The sequence below is a fragment of the Vibrio sp. SCSIO 43009 genome (assembly GCF_023716525.1).
Lineage (GTDB): Bacteria > Pseudomonadota > Gammaproteobacteria > Enterobacterales > Vibrionaceae > Vibrio > Vibrio alginolyticus.
This window is the reverse complement of sequence record NZ_CP071842.1, coordinates 2,268,242-2,284,841: the sequence shown is the minus strand read 5'-3', so window position 1 is coordinate 2,284,841 and position 16,600 is coordinate 2,268,242. Positions and strand designations below refer to the sequence as shown.

Annotated in this window: 15 protein-coding genes and 1 pseudogene; 6 read left to right on the top strand and 10 right to left on the bottom strand. The window is 43.1% G+C overall.

Going from position 1 to position 16,600, the window contains the following annotated elements:
• Positions 1–81 precede the first annotated feature (81 nt).
• The 5 genes from xthA to dinG all read right to left on the bottom strand — a co-directional run bounded on the left by xthA (position 82) and on the right by dinG (position 4,565).
• The gene (xthA, locus tag J4N43_RS10595) at positions 82–888 is read right to left on the bottom strand and encodes an exodeoxyribonuclease III (RefSeq protein ID WP_005378433.1); all 807 of its coding nucleotides are present in this window, start codon (positions 886–888) and stop codon (positions 82–84) included.
• A gap of 95 nt (positions 889–983) precedes the next feature.
• A complete protein-coding gene (gene rsmS / locus J4N43_RS10590; RefSeq protein WP_005378432.1) occupies positions 984–1,148 on the bottom strand; it encodes a pleiotropic regulatory protein RsmS in 165 nt (54 codons plus the stop codon).
• Positions 1,148–1,693, bottom strand: coding sequence for a primosomal replication protein (locus J4N43_RS10585; RefSeq protein WP_053349437.1), 546 nt, complete (start codon positions 1,691–1,693; stop codon positions 1,148–1,150). Before J4N43_RS10585 ends, rsmS begins: the two co-directional genes overlap by 1 nt.
• Positions 1,690–2,475 (bottom strand): sulfite exporter TauE/SafE family protein, encoded by a 786-nt coding sequence (locus J4N43_RS10580; protein WP_005378430.1) that lies wholly within the window; start codon positions 2,473–2,475, stop codon positions 1,690–1,692. The genes J4N43_RS10585 and J4N43_RS10580 overlap by 4 nt, the downstream gene beginning before the upstream one ends.
• Positions 2,476–2,489: 14 nt before the next feature.
• A complete protein-coding gene (dinG, locus tag J4N43_RS10575) occupies positions 2,490–4,565 on the bottom strand; it encodes an ATP-dependent DNA helicase DinG (RefSeq protein ID WP_053349438.1) in 2,076 nt (691 codons plus the stop codon).
• Positions 4,566–5,080: 515 nt separating this feature from the next.
• Between dinG and J4N43_RS10570 the strand changes: the two genes are divergently transcribed.
• Together J4N43_RS10570 and J4N43_RS10565 are read left to right on the top strand one after the other, a co-directional pair.
• Positions 5,081–6,160, top strand: a complete 1,080-nt coding sequence (locus J4N43_RS10570; RefSeq protein WP_005378424.1) for a porin — start codon at positions 5,081–5,083, stop codon at positions 6,158–6,160.
• A 76-nt stretch (positions 6,161–6,236) separates the two neighbouring features.
• On the top strand, positions 6,237–6,914 hold the full coding sequence (locus J4N43_RS10565) for a DUF2057 family protein (RefSeq protein WP_017820027.1): 678 nt from the start codon (positions 6,237–6,239) through the stop codon (positions 6,912–6,914).
• Positions 6,915–6,999: 85 nt separating this feature from the next.
• Here the strand turns inward: J4N43_RS10565 and J4N43_RS10560 are convergent, their stop codons facing one another.
• Positions 7,000–7,701, bottom strand: coding sequence for a pseudouridine synthase (locus J4N43_RS10560; RefSeq protein ID WP_053349439.1), 702 nt, complete (start codon positions 7,699–7,701; stop codon positions 7,000–7,002).
• Positions 7,702–8,012: 311 nt separating this feature from the next.
• Between J4N43_RS10560 and J4N43_RS10555 the strand changes: the two are divergent.
• A pseudogene (locus tag J4N43_RS10555) lies at positions 8,013–10,239 on the top strand (NADP-dependent isocitrate dehydrogenase).
• Between the two features lie 183 nt (positions 10,240–10,422).
• Here the strand turns inward: J4N43_RS10555 and cspD are convergent.
• Positions 10,423–10,641 carry a cold shock domain-containing protein CspD gene (gene cspD, locus J4N43_RS10550; protein WP_005378407.1) on the bottom strand — a complete coding sequence of 73 codons (219 nt, stop codon included), beginning with the start codon at positions 10,639–10,641 and terminating at the stop codon, positions 10,423–10,425.
• 704 nt (positions 10,642–11,345) lie between these two features.
• Here cspD and clpS point away from each other — a divergent pair.
• Together clpS and clpA are read left to right on the top strand one after the other, a co-directional pair.
• Positions 11,346–11,666, top strand: a complete 321-nt coding sequence (gene clpS, locus J4N43_RS10545; protein WP_005378419.1) for an ATP-dependent Clp protease adapter ClpS — start codon at positions 11,346–11,348, stop codon at positions 11,664–11,666.
• Positions 11,667–11,716: 50 nt separating this feature from the next.
• The gene (gene clpA / locus J4N43_RS10540) at positions 11,717–13,984 is read left to right on the top strand and encodes an ATP-dependent Clp protease ATP-binding subunit ClpA (protein WP_005387879.1); all 2,268 of its coding nucleotides are present in this window, start codon (positions 11,717–11,719) and stop codon (positions 13,982–13,984) included.
• 133 nt (positions 13,985–14,117) lie between these two features.
• Here clpA and infA read toward each other — a convergent pair whose 3' ends face one another.
• The 3 genes from infA to aat form a co-directional block, all read right to left on the bottom strand.
• On the bottom strand, positions 14,118–14,336 hold the full coding sequence (gene infA, locus J4N43_RS10535) for a translation initiation factor IF-1 (RefSeq protein WP_001040192.1): 219 nt from the start codon (positions 14,334–14,336) through the stop codon (positions 14,118–14,120).
• An 81-nt stretch (positions 14,337–14,417) separates the two neighbouring features.
• On the bottom strand, positions 14,418–15,119 hold the full coding sequence (locus J4N43_RS10530) for an arginyltransferase (RefSeq protein ID WP_017820028.1): 702 nt from the start codon (positions 15,117–15,119) through the stop codon (positions 14,418–14,420).
• Positions 15,116–15,823 carry a leucyl/phenylalanyl-tRNA--protein transferase gene (gene aat, locus J4N43_RS10525; protein WP_005378347.1) on the bottom strand — a complete coding sequence of 236 codons (708 nt, stop codon included), beginning with the start codon at positions 15,821–15,823 and terminating at the stop codon, positions 15,116–15,118. The genes J4N43_RS10530 and aat overlap by 4 nt, the downstream gene beginning before the upstream one ends.
• Before the next feature lie 39 nt (positions 15,824–15,862).
• Between aat and J4N43_RS10520 the strand changes: the two genes are divergently transcribed.
• Complete coding sequence (locus J4N43_RS10520) at positions 15,863–16,339, top strand: outer membrane lipoprotein (protein WP_005378348.1); 477 nt, start codon at positions 15,863–15,865, stop codon at positions 16,337–16,339.
• The last annotated feature ends 261 nt before the right edge of the window (positions 16,340–16,600 follow it).

The window sequence follows — 16,600 nt, the reverse complement described above, 5'->3', positions numbered from 1 at the left end:
TTGTATGAAAAAGGGAGACTGAGTCTCCCTTTTTATTGGACTAAGCTTAGCGTTGAGTCTAGCTTATAGCTTTGCAATAAATTACTTAAATGTCGACCAGATTGGTGCGTGATCTGAAGGCTTCTCGATACCACGAAGCTCATAGTCGATACCAGATTCAATACACTTTTCCGCTAGAGAAGGGGTTGCCAAAATGACATCAATTCGTAGGCCACGGTTATCATCAAAACCGCGAGAACGGTAGTCAAACCACGAAAATTGATCGTTCACCTCTGGGTATAGCTTACGGAAGGTGTCCACAAAGCCCCAGTCTAGTAAGGTTTTCAACCATTCGCGCTCTTCAGGTTGGAATGAACATTTACCTGTTTTTAGCCAACGTTTACGGTTTGGCTCGCCGATACCGATATCTGCATCAATAGGGCTGATGTTGATGTCACCCATAACAATCAATTGCTCGTCGTTATTGTGATGATCGTTTAGGTAGGTCATCAGATCTTTATAGAATTGGCGCTTGTATGGGAATTTGGTTTCGTGGCTGATGTTATCCCCTTGAGGGAAATAGCCGTTTAGCACAGTGACCTTTTCGCCGTTTTCATTTAAAAACGTTGCCATGATCATGCGCTTTTGATGTTCCTCGTTATCCGTCGGGAACCCTTTTTGTACGTGTAGAGGCTCTTGCTTACAAAGCATTGCTACGCCGTAATGTGCTTTTTGACCATGAAAATACACTTTGTAGCCCATGGCTTCGACAGCTTCAATCGGGAATGCTTCATCGTGAACTTTAATTTCCTGAAGACCAATCACATCAGGTTGGTGTTTGTCGATTAGCGCTTGGAGTTGGTGCAGTCGCGCACGTAGTCCATTGATGTTAAAGCTGATTACTTTCATTATTTATCCTTTTTGGGGGCGTACTTTTTATGAATAGTATCATTGTGTAAGAGCACTGAAAACGAGTCTCGGTGAAAGGAGTGAAACGCTCTGAGCTACTTTGCTTTTAATTTGTTTTCTAAGTCGTTTTGCACGATCTTTAAAGCGTTAAGCGCAACTTCTGGATCTATCTCATTGCTCTCAAGCAAATAGATTAAATCGACAGCCAGTTTGATCTCTTCAGGTGCGTCATCTAAAGGCGAGGTTGGTTGATCAGCCATTATTGATGTTTTTCCCTATGTGTAATTTGGTTCTCTAGCTTAAGAAGTGCTGTTTCACAACGCGCTAAACGTTGCTCGGTTGCTAGTAATACTTTTTGAGCGTCGGCACGCATAAAACTAGGAGCGCTTTCGACAGCACGTTCTTTTTCTAACACCATCTCGCGCAAGCGTCTTGCCCACTCTTGATGTTGAGCGAGCTCCTGATAAAGCACGTTGATAGGCTTACGGAAATGGCTGCTATGTTTGATTTCATTCTTACGAATTTTAGTGGTAGAAATCTCGCGTTGAATCGCACCGATTTGCGCCACTAACCGTTCAGTGAGGTACTCAGCACGCAAAGCGGTGAGCTTACCTTCATTTTGCTCACGCACAATCGCACCCAGCGTGGCTTTTGCTTCTTTTACGCAAGGAGTAAGTAAGCGAGAGCGGCAACCAAATAAACGCTCATCAAAAAGCGGAACATGATGTTCGCCTCTTTGACGGTCAAGAACAGCGGATTGCTTCGCCATTTGTTCTAGATTTTCCTGGAGTTGAGAAATGTTCATGACAAACCTACAAACCATGCGTCATAAGCCAATTTAATGGCTAGTATGCTGACGACAGTAACAAATACAGGACGAATGAATTTAGAACCAAATCTAATAGCGGAGTGCGCGCCAACAAAAGCACCAGCCATTAAACATACTCCCATTGTTAAGCCTAGCACCCAGTTGATGTGTCCGAGGAATGCAAAAGTGATCAAAGAGGTAAAGTTACTGGTAAAGTTCATTGCTTTTGCTAAGCCAGAGGCGAGCAAGATATTCAGTCGGTACAGCGCCATTGAACTTACTGTCCAAAAAGCCCCAGTTCCAGGCCCTGCGAGTCCGTCGTAGAATCCTATGGATAAGCCTTGCATGTACTGTTTTTTATGAAGTTTTGGGCAAGGCTCGGGTATTGGACTTTGATGAGCAGAGTGGGGCGTTTTATGAAAAACGGTATACAACGCTGCCGCCAAAATAACAAGCGGCAATCCTTTTTCCAGCCAATCCGTACTAATCGCATCTACAAATAGCGTACCTAATGTCGCTCCGAAGAGTGTCGCCACGAATGCACGCCGCCAGCATTGAGGCTTGAATAGACGTTTTTTGTAGTACGTAAATGCCGCAGTAGAAGAAGCAAAGGTAGCGGCAAGTTTATTGGTGCCTAGTGCAATATGAGGCGGCAAGCCCAGCGACAGTAGAGCAGGTACGGTAAGCATGCCACCACCACCGGCAACTGCATCAATAAATCCAGCGACAAAAGCGACAAGCGCCAACACCAACAGCATGGTTGGCTCAATCATTTCCATAAATGGTGATTCTTCTAATATTCTATTTTACGTTTAAATGGAGGTAGTGAGTCGATTAAGGCTTGTCCGTATCGCTTAGTGACTAGGCGTCGATCAAGAATCGTTACTCTACCAGAATCTCTCTCTTTACGCAGTAAGCGACCTACGCTCTGGATCAGCTTTTTGCTTGCGTCTGGTACAGTTATTTGCATAAACGGGTTTCCTCCTTTTTTCTCAATGTATTCGGAATGAGCCTGCTCAACAGGGGAGGTTGGAACGCCAAATGGAATTTTTGTAATCACCAAGTTTTCAAGTAATTCGCCAGGTAAGTCTAGCCCCTCAGAGAAACTGCCAGTACCAAATAAGACGCTGGTTTTATTTGATGTTATTAACTTTTTATGTTTTTTTAGAATTTCTTGACGTGAGCTTTCACCTTGAACTTGCAACGCCCAGCCTTTTTTTATGAACTCCGAAGAGAGTGCCTTCGCGACTTGGTTCATCTGCCAATAGGATGAGAATAATACTAAGTTGGCTTTCTTGTCTTCCAAGTACTTAGGCAATATCTCGATAAGATATTCAGTAAATTGAGGCGCTGGTGGTTCATATTTCATCGCAGGGATGAGCAATTCTGCCTGGTTTTGGTAATCGAATGGTGACGCAAGCGCTAAAAACTGAGTGCCTGATTCTGGTTTTCCATCAATACCAACCTGATGGCAAAAGTAATGGAAAGAGTTTAATGCACGCATCGTTGCGGAAACCAAAATGGCGCCAATACATCTGCTCCAAATCTGTTGGTCGAGTTGCCATCCAATTTCAAGTGGCGAAACACTCACAATGAAATCACCCTCGCGATCGGGGTGGGTTTCTAACCAGCGAGCTAAAGGCGCACCTTTTTCACGAGTTGGTTCAGCCATTAAATGCCATACTTGCGCTAGGTTTTCTAACCTTTGAATGTAGAAACCGAGCTCTGCAAGCGCTGGTTCAGCCAACCTTGTCGCAAGCTCCCCGTCTTTTACTCTTTCCGCAATAAGGTCGGCAATTTTTGCCACGCTCTGATTTGCTTTTTTACTGAACTGTTTTAGTTCTTTGGATTGGTTCTCTAGCCACTCAGGTAGTTCACCGTGTTCGAAGCGGTAGATACCCTCTTCAAATTGAGCTGGGTCGAACTGTTTGGGCAATTGAGTCAGTGCCGGTATCAAGTTCTGAACCGCGTCTTGAAGGTCGTTGCGAAATCGAGCTACGCGTTTCTCGTCTGCGAGTGATGAAAACTTACTAATCGACAGATTTAACTTCTCAAGCCATGCTGCCGCACCTTTTAAACTCGCAGATGCTGAAGCATGGTCACGAGCGACGTGAGGTAAGTGATGTGCCTCGTCGAAGACGTATATCGTATTTTCTGGCTCAGGTAAAATCACGCCGCCACCTAAATCTGCGTCTGCCATGACGAGAGAGTGGTTAGCAATGATGACATCGTTTTTATCCAACTCTGAGCGCGCTTTTTGGAATGGGCAGCCGCGGTGGCCTGGTAAACTGTTATTGCAACTGTGTTTATCACTGACAATCAGTTGCCAAAGCTTATCGTCGATGGGTTTAGGCCAAGAATCACGGTCACCGTCCCATTTACCTTGCGCAAGAGAGCGATGCATTGTTTCTAACAGCTCTATATCTTTTTGCTTAGGTTTGGTTTCAAACATGGCTAACTGGCCACCATCAGCACCGCTAGCAGTAGCGAGCTTTTCTGCACAACAATAGCGTTGACGGCCTTTTGCCAAAATAAAAGAAAACTCTCGGTCGGTAATCCGACGAAAAAGAGGGAGGTCTTTATTTATGAGCTGCTCTTGCAGAGCGACGGTCGCCGTTGAGATAACCACTTTTCTATTGTTATGTACAGCCACGGGAATGGTCGCCATTAGATAGGAGAGCGATTTACCAATTCCAGTCCCTGCTTCTGCAACGAGTATTCGGTTAGATTTGTGATACTGACCGCACAGCGTTTTTGCAATCTCTGCAACAAGGTAGTTTTGTGCTCTTCTAGGCACAAAGTTATCAAGTTGATCTTGAAGGTTTTGATAGCTATTACGAATCGATTTTTGAATGTTACTGGTCAGCATACGGGCCTCAAATGCGTTGGAGGCGAATAGTAGCACACATCACTAGTTGTACAGTAGTTCACAAAACGGAATGCTTTTATAAGGAATGTAGATCTCCTTCACAAAAAAATATTGAACCTTATCTTAATGAAATTAATTTCATTATATGAAAAATATAAAACTCCAACTTGGCCTGATTTGTGGGTTTTTATTCTTTTTTTTGTTTTTTTAAATTTACTTATTGGATTAAAAAACCATTTGTTAATAATTTTGTAAATTACAAATAATAATGGAGATTGGTTAGATGTTCGTCGAATAAATAAAGGTAAGCTTATCAAGCTATTGTTTTATAATGGTATTTTGTTTTTTTTACATTGGTATTTAGAAAATTTGACAGCCAGAATAATCTTTTGCACTCTTAGCTCCAGATTTTGAGGAGGTGCTGTATAACGTTTTGTTAACGCTCTACCTCAAACATATAAAAAAAGGGAACCGGACAAGGATATCCCGAACTAAGAAAAGGCAGTGGATTAATTATGAAAAAAACTCTATTAGCACTAGCTGTAGTTGCGTCTGCAACTTCAGTGAACGCAGCTGAAGTATTCAAATCTGAAGAAGGTTCTGTAGATTTCTACGGTCAGCTACGTCCAACTCTTCTATTCACAGAAAAAACTGATCACACAGCAGAGCTAAACACTAGCTCTTCTCGTACTGGTGTGAACGCGGTTTACGTTGTTGACGAAAGCCTAAAAGTTCTGGGTGAAGTTGAAATCGGTGTTGCTCTAGGTGACAACTACGACGCAGGTGCTGATTCAAGCGAGCGTACAGATGACTCTGTATACGTACGTCGCCACATCATCGGTTTTGATATGGGTGATATGGGTACTCTTCGCTTCGGTAAAGAAGGTACTTGGGCTGATGACGTATACTTCGCAGATTACTCTTACTTCTTCGGTGGTAACGCAGCGGAAACTGCATACGGTCACGCTTGGAACAACGATTCTCAAATCAAATACGCTTACGAAAATGACGCGTTCTGGCTAAAAGCTGGTTACGCGCTAGGCGAAAAAGATTCTAACGAAGAAGTACTAGAAGTATTCGTTGGTAAATCTTTCAACGACCTATCTCTACACGCTGGTGTACTTACTGCGAACAACGACATCAACGTAACTAAAGAGAAAAAACTAGTTCTTAATGGTGTAGAGCAAACAGTTTCTCACACAGAGCGTACTGATAACGAAAACCTATCTTTTGAAGTAACTGCTGAGTACGCACTAAACGAGCACACTCTAGGTGCTACGTACTACTACAACGAAAACGAAGATAAGTTAGGTAAATCAACAGTTGATTCACACTACATCGTTGTAGCTGGTATGTTCGCTGTCGCTCCTAAAACAACTCTATACTCTGGTTACGAGTACCTAGCTCAGTCTACTGACGAAGCAGGTAAAGTAGACGCAGACTCTTCTTGGTTCTACGCTGGTGTTGAATACAAGTTCTCTAAATGGGCACGTGTATTCGCAGAAGCGGGTTACACTTTCGAAGGTACTGACTTCGACAACAAAGACACAGACGACGCAACTAACTTCGGTGTTGGTGCTCGTTTCTACTGGTAATCAATACCCAGTTTGATATTGTAAGACCCAGCTATATGCTGGGTCTTTTACTATGAAGATAAGGATGAAAAATTCTATGCAGTTATCATTAAAAGTGGCAATGGCACTGTCTATTTTTGCCAGTACAAACCTCTACGCTGCAACGACTTTAGTGGTTCCAGAAGACGTGAAGTTATTGGCCGTCAACATGGAGAAGCCAGATCTAGAAGGTGGTCTTTTTTCTAGTGAGAAGACAATCGAACTACCTGACGGAACGAATCAAATTGTCTTCAAATATCAACCTACATTCGAAATTAACGAAAACCTTAAGACGGTTTACAGTGATGTAATCGTTGCTAAATTTGATGCTGAAAACGAAAAGCTAACGTTTGAACTGCCAGAGTTTAAAACTCTTCGCCAAGCGCAAAACAACATCTCGCCTCTAGATTGGCAATTACTGGATACCAAAGGCCAACCTATTGCTTTGGTCGAAGATGTATTAGAGTCAGATGGTGTTCAAATTGGTCGTAATTACCCTCAAGAAACTCGTAACTACAACATTGCTGGCGGTATCGCGAGTGTTGCTGTTAGCTATGTAACTGTGAATCAGCATCAACAATCAGTAAGTGATATCGAGCCTCGAGTTGAGACTAGTGATACCCGTTCAACAGCCGCATCGAACGACAGCCCAATGGTTGATGTATTAAAGACGATGTACCAGAAAGCGTCTCCGGCGGAAAAAGAGGCCTTTAAAAACTGGCTTGCTGAGCAGTAATCCCTTAGTTCATTAGATAGGGCTTAACTGAAAAAGTACGAATCTAAAAAGCAGGCTTTAAGCCTGCTTTTATCTTTTCTGCTTATTAGAGAGAGATTTCTCTCCATTCACCAGGCATTAGGTCGTTAAGGACGATATCACCCATCGAATGACGAATGAGGCGCAAGGTAGGGAAGCCGATGTGCGCAGTCATGCGACGCACCTGACGATTTCTTCCTTCAATAATGGTAATGGCTAACCAAGTGGTAGGGATATTTGCTCGAAAACGAACAGGAGGCGTTCTGTCCCAGACTTGTGGTTCTGGAATAACTTCAACTTCGGCTGGTAGAGTCATACCATCTTTTAGCTCTACTCCCTTTCTCAATTTTTCAAGATCTTGCTCCTGAGGAGCGCCATCGACTTGAACCCAATAAGTCTTCGGCGATTTTGACTTTGGCTGCGTTAGCTTCGCCTGCAAGATGCCATCGTTAGTGAGTACCATTAAACCTTCGCTGTCTCGGTCCAATCGGCCAGCCGCATAGACATTTTTGATCGGGATATAGTCCGCTAACGTTTTGCGACCATCGCCATCGGTAAATTGACTGAGCGTATCGTAAGGCTTATTGAAAATAATGACTTTACGATCTTTAGGGGGCACTTTTGGCTTTTGGCTCTTTGTTGGGAGATTAGGGCGGCGGTCTTGCTGAGTACGAGTCTTCGAGCCATTGCGAGCTCCTGAGTGTTTAAAATGGCCCGTTTTAGACTGGTTACGACTGCGACCTTTTTCCTGACCTGTACGAGATGACATGTTAACTACCCTGCAAAAATGTAAATGAACTGTGTTTGAAAGTTTTAAGTTTTCTCATGATCGGATATGATTTGCGCGCCTAAAACTAACAAACGCGCACAGAATGATAGACTAATTCGTGTTATTTGTTTAATTATATCAGTGCACTCATGGATTCAGAGCTTAGAGCTTCAAACTACAACAAAGAGTGCGAACCGCATGTGGCGTTAGTGAGGAGACATGTACTGCTAACGCGCAGCAATGCGTCAATTAAACCAACTCAGACGCTGAGTTGATCAGCCAACAAGTTGATTAAAAAATAGGGAAATTTCATGCCTACAGAAAAACCTACAATTATCTACACCATCACTGATGAAGCGCCGGCGCTAGCAACTTATTCATTACTACCAATCATTCAATCATTCACAGCATCGTCTGGCATCAATGTAGATACTCGTGATATTTCACTAGCAGGTCGAATTATCGCTAACTTCCCAGAGCATCTAAAAGAAGAACAGCGCATTGGCGATGCGTTGACTGAGCTTGGTGAACTAGCTCAAACTCCAGAAGCAAATATCATCAAGCTACCTAACATTTCAGCTTCAGTTCCTCAGCTTAAAGCGGCGATTAAAGAGCTTCAGGCGAAAGGTTACGATTTACCAAACTACCCAGAAGAGCCGAGCACGTACGAAGAGAAAGCGATTAAAGCGGCTTACGACAAAATCAAAGGTAGTGCGGTTAACCCAGTACTTCGTGAAGGTAACTCAGACCGTCGTGCTCCGACTTCGGTTAAGAACTACGCGAAGAAAAACCCACACTCAATGGGTGCATGGTCAGCAGAATCTAAGTCCCATGTTGCGAGCATGTCAGACAATGACTTCTTTGGTAGCGAAAAGTCTACAACTATCTCTGGTGCAACAGAGGTCAAAATCGAGTTTGTCGGTAATGATGGTACAGTTAAAGAGCTTAAGTCTGCGTTCCCATTACTAGATAAAGAAGTCATTGATACTTCAGTAATGAAGAAGAAGGCGTTGGTTGAATTTTTCGAGAAAGAGATTGCTGAAGCGAAAGCACAAGACGTGCTGCTGTCTCTTCATATGAAAGCGACGATGATGAAAGTGTCTGACCCTGTCATTTTCGGCCATGCAGTAAAAGTTTACTACAAAGACGTTTTCGATAAGTACGGTAAGCTGTTTGAAGAGCTAGGTGTTGATGTAAACAATGGCATCGGTGATGTTTACTCAAAAATTGAGTCTCTACCTGAAGCGCAAAAAGCAGAAATTGAAGCGGCCATTCAAGCGGTTTACCAAACTCAACCAGAACTTGCGATGGTTGACTCTGATCGTGGTATCACAAACTTACATGTACCAAGTGACATTATTGTAGATGCTTCTATGCCAGCAATGCTTCGCTCTTCGGGTCAAATGTGGGGACCAGATGGTAAACAAAAAGACACCAAAGCGATGATTCCAGATCGTAGCTACGCAGGTATTTACCAAGCGGTTATTGATTTCTGTAAAGAGCACGGCGCATTTGATCCAACCACTATGGGTAGCGTACCTAACGTTGGTCTAATGGCTCAGAAAGCTGAAGAGTATGGTTCTCACGACAAGACATTCATTCTAGACGCTGCGGGTACTGTTCGCGTTGTTGATGCTTCAGGTAACGTACTGTTAGAGCAAGCGGTTGAAGAAGGTGATATCTTCCGTATGTGTCAGGTTAAAGACGCACCAATCCAAGATTGGGTTAAACTAGCAGTGACTCGCGCACGTGCAACAGGTGTTCCAGCTGTATTCTGGCTAGATGAAAACCGCGCGCACGATGCTGAGCTCATCAAGAAAGTAAACGCCTACCTACCAGATCACGATACTGACGGTCTAGAGATTAAGATCCTATCTCCTGTTGAAGCTTGTAAGTACTCACTAGAGCGTATGAAAGCGGGCCTAGATACTATCTCTGTTACAGGTAATGTTCTTCGTGACTACCTAACAGACTTGTTCCCAATTCTCGAGTTAGGTACGTCTGCTAAGATGCTATCTATTGTTCCATTGATGAATGGTGGTGGTCTATTTGAAACAGGCGCTGGTGGTTCTGCTCCTAAGCACGTTCAACAAGTAGAAAAAGAGAATCACCTTCGTTGGGATTCTTTGGGCGAGTTCCTAGCGCTTGCAGCTTCGTTAGAGCATTTAAGTGTAGCGACAAACAATCCTAAGGCTCAGGTTCTCGCAGATACACTAGATAAAGCGACCGGTGAGTTTTTAGACACCAACAAATCTCCGTCACGCAAAGTGGGTGAGCTAGATAACCGTGGAAGCCACTTCTATCTTGCACTTTACTGGGCGAAAGCGCTTTCAGAGCAAACGGGTGATGCGGATCTTGCTGCTGAATTTGCACCAATTGCAAAAGCGCTGTCAGAGCAGGAAGAAACGATCGTTGCTGAGCTAAATAATGCGCAAGGCGTGAAAGGTGAGCTAGGAGGCTACTACTTACTAGACGATGCATTGGTTTCTAAATTGATGCGTCCCAAGCGAAACCTTTAACGCAATCATTAACAAGTAAGTTAGTGTAAAAACACGTCGTTTTCGGCGTGTTTCCTATCCTGTAAGTGCGTTGTAAGTGTTCCTTTTGTAACACGTGCTCTAAATAGTAAGAAACCCGCTATCTTGGCGGGTTTATTTTTCTCTTCAAAACATCAACGTGGCGTTTCGAGAGCAATATTTTTATATTTCGACGGCGCTCTAATTATTTGGCTTGGCCTTCAAGAGGCACGACGCTACTCGCGTGACAGCCTTTGGGACCTTTTTCAATCTCGTAAGAGACTTGTTGGCCTGCTTTCAGTGTACGATAACCGTCCATCTGGATAGTTGAGTAGTGGGCAAAGATATCTCCCTCTTCTTCATCTGAACAAATAAACCCAAATCCTTTGGCATTGTTAAACCACTTTACTGTACCTGTAGCCATGCTTTACATCCCTCATGCATTTTTTACTGATGTTGTTACTGCAACCAAGTTATACCTTTAACTTGGTACTACCATTGTCAGCGAATGCCAACAAACGTCAAATCAATGATAAGTCACATTCATCAAACCACTTAAAGAAGAGAGGTTTCAAAATGATGATTTATGCATCGACACTTTCCACTGTAGTCAATGAATTTCGACAGTCAATAGCAGTGAGCAACAAACAGAAACATAATTGAAAACAAATCACTTTTGAGATTAACAAATTTGCAAACAGTTTTTCGTATATACGCAGAAGTTTAGTCAATTTGCCTATGAAGTGGCTCATACTGAAAAAGCCATACTGTCCGTGTTGCTTATGGGAGAAGAATCCTCTGACTGAATAAAAAATGAAGTTTTCGTGATAATTACCGTATTCTCAATGAGGAAGTGTGATCCAGATAGAAGATGATGGGGTGGTTTGCAATAGTCCGAGAGCAATAAATAGAAAGTTCTTTTATAAGAAAAAATGTGTAACTTATCGACAAGCATCTTTTATTTGCGCCGTATCAAGACGTGCATTAGTCTCTATATTAGGTAGCAACTTTTATCGATCAAAGATCGAATTCGGTGCCATAACTCACTACACCGCGCTGCATGCTTGTGGTAGATTGTTTTTATAGGTCGAAAACATCAACCCTTTGATACGATATCTTTAGATTGCCATGAGTAAAAATTTTGAATGGGTCACTCCGGACTCTGATCTTCTGGAGCGAGAAAGTACGAAAGTCCAGCCACCTAAGCTGTACAATGTCGTACTCAATAATGATGACTATACACCTATGGATTTCGTCATAGAGGTGCTTGAGCGATTTTTCTCACATGATATTGATAAAGCAACTCAAATCATGCTTCAGGTCCACTATGAAGGAAAGGCAATCTGCGGCACATACAGCGCAGAAATTGCCGAGACAAAAGTAGCGCAAGTTACGATGTACGCAAGGGAAAATGAACATCCGCTACTTTGCACTATGGAGCAAGCGTAAACAAAGAAGACTTGCTCGAACAACCCCAGTTGTTTTTTCGGGAGGTACTTATGCTAAATAAAGAACTAGAGTCAAGCCTTAACGGTGCATTTGCTCGGGCGCGAGATAAACGCCACGAGTTTATGACTGTCGAACACCTCCTACTTGCATTGTTGGAAAATGATGCAGCTAAGGAAGCCCTTCTAGCTTGTAAGGCGGATCTTGACGCTTTACGCAACGAACTCGATATTTTCATCGATCAAACTACGCCTCTTATCCCAGATAGTGATGAGACGCGTGAAACGCAGCCGACTTTGAGTTTTCAACGTGTACTACAACGCGCCGTCTTTCATGTACAGTCGTCTGGTCGTAATGAAGTAACAGGCGCCAACGTGCTTGTTGCTATCTTCAGTGAGCAAGAGTCGCATGCCGCTTACCTTCTGAAGAAAAATGACATCTCCCGATTAGATATTGTTAACTTCATCTCCCACGGTATTACTAAAGCATCAGGTGCAGGTGAGGATTCATCATCAGACTCGTTTAGCTCAGAAAGTGTTGAAGAGCCTAATTCTGAAGAACGCTTAGAAAGCTTTGCGACGAATCTTAATCAAGTCGCTAAAGATGGAAACATCGACCCACTCATTGGACGTGATAAAGAGTTAGAGCGCACTATTCAGGTACTTTGTCGACGCCGCAAGAATAATCCACTACTAGTGGGTGAGGCAGGGGTTGGTAAAACAGCCATAGCGGAAGGTCTTGCATGGAGAATTGTCGAAGGGCAGGTCCCTGAGGTTATTCAAAACAGCGTGATTTATTCACTAGATATTGGCTCTTTGCTCGCTGGTACCAAATACCGCGGTGATTTTGAAAAGCGCTTCAAGGCGATTTTGAAACAACTTGAAAAAGAAGAAGATGCCATTTTGTTCATCGATGAAATACATACCATCATCGGTGCAGGCGCGGCATCTGGTGGTCAAGTCGATGCAGCAAATCTTATTAAGCCTCTTTTAAGTAGCGGTAAGTTGCGTTGTATTGGTTCGACGACATACCAAGAATATAGCAACATTTTCGAGAAAGAGCGTGCGTTGTCTCGCCGCTTCCAAAAGATAGACGTTGTAGAGCCCTCATTGGATGATACAACTAAAATCTTGATGGGCTTGAAGCCGAAGTACGAAGCTCACCATGAAGTACGTTATACCAATAAAGCACTGCGTGCCGCGGTAGAACTGTCGGCTAAATACATTAATGAACGCCATCTACCAGATAAGGCCATTGATGTCATTGATGAAGCTGGTGCTCGTAGTCGTCTTGCTCCTGCAAGCCGTCGTAAAAAAACGGTCGGAGTGGCAGATATCGAATCAATGGTTGCCAAAATGGCGCGAATTCCAGAGAAGTCGGTTTCTTCTTCAGATAAAGACATTTTGAAAAACTTAGATAGCAAAATGAAGATGTTGGTATTCGGTCAAGATAATGCGATTGATGCATTGTCCGAGGCGATCAAGCTGACACGTGCAGGTTTAGGTGTAGACAACAAACCTGTTGGTTCATTCTTGTTTGCAGGCCCAACAGGGGTTGGTAAAACAGAGGTGACGGTGCAGTTATCTAAGCTTCTAGGTATCGAGCTACTTCGTTTTGATATGTCTGAGTATGGTGAGCGTCACTCCGTAAGTCGCTTAATTGGTGCGCCTCCTGGTTATGTCGGTTATGACCAAGGTGGTTTGCTAACCGATGCTGTTATTAAGCATCCACACTCGGTCGTATTACTTGATGAGATTGAAAAAGCGCACCCTGATATCTTTAACCTGTTGTTGCAAGTCATGGATAACGGTACGCTAACGGACAACAATGGTCGCAAAGCAGACTTCCGTAATGTCATTCTTGTTATGACAACTAACGCAGGTGTGGCGGAAACCGAGAAGAAATCAATTGGTTTGATTCAACAAGACAACAGTCACGATGCAATGGCGGAAATTAAGAAGGTGTTTACTCCTGAGTTCCGTAACCGTCTTGATAACATCATCTGGTTTAACAGCCTTGATGAAAGCGTTATCCATCAAGTGGTTGATAAGTTCATTGTTGAACTGCAAGTGCAACTTGATGCGAGAGGCGTTTCAATGGAAGTATCGCAAGACGCTCGCCATTGGTTAGCACATAAAGGTTATGACAAAGCTATGGGGGCTCGCCCAATGGGGCGTGTTATCCAAGAACAGCTTAAGAAGCCTTTGGCTAACGAACTGTTGTTTGGATCTTTAGTTGACGGCGGTACAGTGAAAGTAACGCTGGTCAACGATACGCTTGAGTTTGAATACTTAAGTGAGAAAGAGACAGCGATGCATTAATCGTTAGTCGGTAACAAACGCAAAAGCGCACGAGAAGATCGTGCGCTTTTTTATCTGAACTAAATCGGAAAAAATTGTGCAATAAAAAACGGAGCAGCTTGCTCCGTTTTTTATTGCATCCGAAAATCAGAGATTAACGAGCGCGGAAGACGATGCGGCCTTTTGACAGGTCGTATGGAGTCATCTCTACAGTTACTTTGTCACCCGTTAGGATACGGATGTAGTTCTTACGCATCTTGCCAGAGATGTGAGCAGTCACAACGTGACCGTTTTCAAGTTCAACACGGAACATAGTGTTTGGTAGAGTGTCAAGGACAGTGCCTTGCATCTCGATTACGTCTTCTTTAGCCATTTAATCCTCTTTAGAAATTAGGCAATATTAGCGGGCTATATTCTGCCGCTAAATAGTAATTATGTAAAGTTGAGGCGTATTCTACCCTCGCCAACGCTGATTTACTAGCCTTTGGTGGCGTTGAAAGCGTGTTTTGTAGCTCATTGCTGGGCACTCATCAATCTGATATCCCAAATATAGCCACTGTTGTTTGTTTTCTTGGCAGTATTTAATTTGATAAAGCACTGCTAACGTGCCAAGAGATAACTCGTAGTCAGGGTCAAAGAAAGTATAAAAAGCACTCGAGCATTGTGGCATCAAATCTGTCACCGCAATGGCGAGCAATCGATCTGATTCATCGTAAATGTGTAAAAACGACGTTGTCAGCCAGCTAGTTTGAGCAAATCGAGCAAACTCATCACGCTTTGGTGGGTACATAGTGCCGTTTTTATGCCGTTTGCCGATGTACCGACTGTAAAGCTCAAACCATTCCTCATCCATTTCAGGTTTCATTTCCCAGCGTAAAGACTGTGCTTTATTAAGCAGCCTCTTCTGACTTTTTGATAATCTAACGTCTGGAATCGAGACTCGAATTGGCTGGCAAGCGGTGCAATGCTCGCAATGCGGTTTATATATGGTATCTCCGCTACGACGAAAACCGTTAGCCATGAGCAACTGGTAATTTTCTTCAGTATGCAGCCTTTCATCAAGCGCCACCGCAACCCGCTCTTGCCGTTCAGGCAAATAACTACAAGGGTGATTATTCGTCAACCCTATTCGAATATGTTGTATATCCGTACTCATACTGAATCCTGCAAAACTTGGGGCTGATAGGCATCAAATAGTGTTTGCTTTTCTCTTAAAGATAGTAGTTTTTGCATAAATTCGTCACGCTCAAGTTCAAATGCGCCAAGTGATGCCAAGTGAGAATTCATAACTTGGCAATCGATTAATTGACCTTGCTTTGACGCCAAATGGTTGCATAAGTACCACAATGCAATTTTGGATGCGTTATCTTTTAGGCTAAACATCGACTCCCCGCAAAAAAGTTGGCCCACGCAGATGCCATATAGTCCGCCAATCAGGTTGTTGTCATGCCATACTTCTACAGAGTGACAGTGACCAAGTTTGGCTAACTCAATGTAGGAAGTTTGCATTTCCTCGTTGAGCCATGTTTCCTCTGCAGGGCGTGTTGAAGAACATAGTCTAATCACTTCTTCTGTCGCGAAATTGAGTGTTACTTTATAGTTATGTTTACGCTGAAATTTTTTGAGACTTTTAGATGGCTTAAACTGCAATGGGTCAAACACAGCGCGCGGAGAAGGGCTCCACCATAAAATAGGTTCACCAGGACCATACCAAGGGAAAATGCCTTGATAGTAACCATTGAGGATTCTCATGGGGTTTAAGTCACCACCAAAAGCCAGCAAACCATTGGGGTCGCTGAGTGCTTTATAGGGTGAGGGAAAGTTGAACGTTTCATCGAGTTCAGTTAAATAAATAGCCATAAGAAGTCGTTACCAACATTGGAGTCAGAGGAGTTTATGATGACCTGGTTAAGAAATATCGTAAAAGTATGGCTTGGGATCATACTGTTTTTACCACTTGTCGCCAACGCAGCCTATGAAAGAAATGTTGCCAAGCCAGTTAATGAAGTAGTTTACGGGAAGATTGACTCTGTCCGTTATATTACTCAACAAGAGGTTGTTCAATCGAAAAGTAACGGTTGGAAGACACTACTTGGTGCCACTATCGGTGGTTTAGTCGGTAATCAATTTGGTGGCGGTACGGGAAGAGAAGTCGCGACGGCAGTGGGTGCGCTTGCAGGTGCCGCAGTTGCTCAAAACCAAAGTAATTACCAATACACGGTTGAATATAAGTTAGTTGAGCTACTCATCAAAGTGAAGGGTGATAAGCTAATTAATGTCATCCAAGATGTTGATAAAAATATGTTATTTAGTCGAGGGGATGAAGTTCGTATTTTATATTTTGATGATGGAGTCAGGGTTGATATCACTTATTAACCCTAGGTTGTTTTAGTCTAACGAAGCCTAATCAGGCATGTACAGTCGGGCTGGCTTATCGTCAAATAAAGTCGAAATAGTTTGCTGTTTCGCCGTGCTTCTTTCGCTCTGATTTACATCGCTGGCAATGCCTTTAATTCTGTATCTTTAGGCTGCTTGAGGATATTCATAAATTAGCGCCGATTTACTCTGGTTTTGTCGTGTTTTTTTGGGTAGTCTGAATTCACGAAGAATTGTTTAGCCCTCATAAAAAATCGTATG

Coding starts and splice junctions, on each gene's coding strand:
- xthA (WP_005378433.1), bottom strand. CDS start 888: ATGAAAGTAATCAGCTTTAACATCAATGGACTACGTGCGCGACTGCAC.
- rsmS (WP_005378432.1), bottom strand. CDS start 1,148: ATGGCTGATCAACCAACCTCGCCTTTAGATGACGCACCTGAAGAGATC.
- J4N43_RS10585 (WP_053349437.1), bottom strand. CDS start 1,693: ATGAACATTTCTCAACTCCAGGAAAATCTAGAACAAATGGCGAAGCAA.
- J4N43_RS10580 (WP_005378430.1), bottom strand. CDS start 2,475: ATGGAAATGATTGAGCCAACCATGCTGTTGGTGTTGGCGCTTGTCGCT.
- dinG (WP_053349438.1), bottom strand. CDS start 4,565: ATGCTGACCAGTAACATTCAAAAATCGATTCGTAATAGCTATCAAAAC.
- J4N43_RS10570 (WP_005378424.1), top strand. CDS start 5,081: ATGAAAAAAACTCTATTAGCACTAGCTGTAGTTGCGTCTGCAACTTCA.
- J4N43_RS10565 (WP_017820027.1), top strand. CDS start 6,237: ATGCAGTTATCATTAAAAGTGGCAATGGCACTGTCTATTTTTGCCAGT.
- J4N43_RS10560 (WP_053349439.1), bottom strand. CDS start 7,701: ATGTCATCTCGTACAGGTCAGGAAAAAGGTCGCAGTCGTAACCAGTCT.
- cspD (WP_005378407.1), bottom strand. CDS start 10,641: ATGGCTACAGGTACAGTAAAGTGGTTTAACAATGCCAAAGGATTTGGG.
- clpS (WP_005378419.1), top strand. CDS start 11,346: ATGAGTAAAAATTTTGAATGGGTCACTCCGGACTCTGATCTTCTGGAG.
- clpA (WP_005387879.1), top strand. CDS start 11,717: ATGCTAAATAAAGAACTAGAGTCAAGCCTTAACGGTGCATTTGCTCGG.
- infA (WP_001040192.1), bottom strand. CDS start 14,336: ATGGCTAAAGAAGACGTAATCGAGATGCAAGGCACTGTCCTTGACACT.
- J4N43_RS10530 (WP_017820028.1), bottom strand. CDS start 15,119: ATGAGTACGGATATACAACATATTCGAATAGGGTTGACGAATAATCAC.
- aat (WP_005378347.1), bottom strand. CDS start 15,823: ATGGCTATTTATTTAACTGAACTCGATGAAACGTTCAACTTTCCCTCA.
- J4N43_RS10520 (WP_005378348.1), top strand. CDS start 15,863: ATGACCTGGTTAAGAAATATCGTAAAAGTATGGCTTGGGATCATACTG.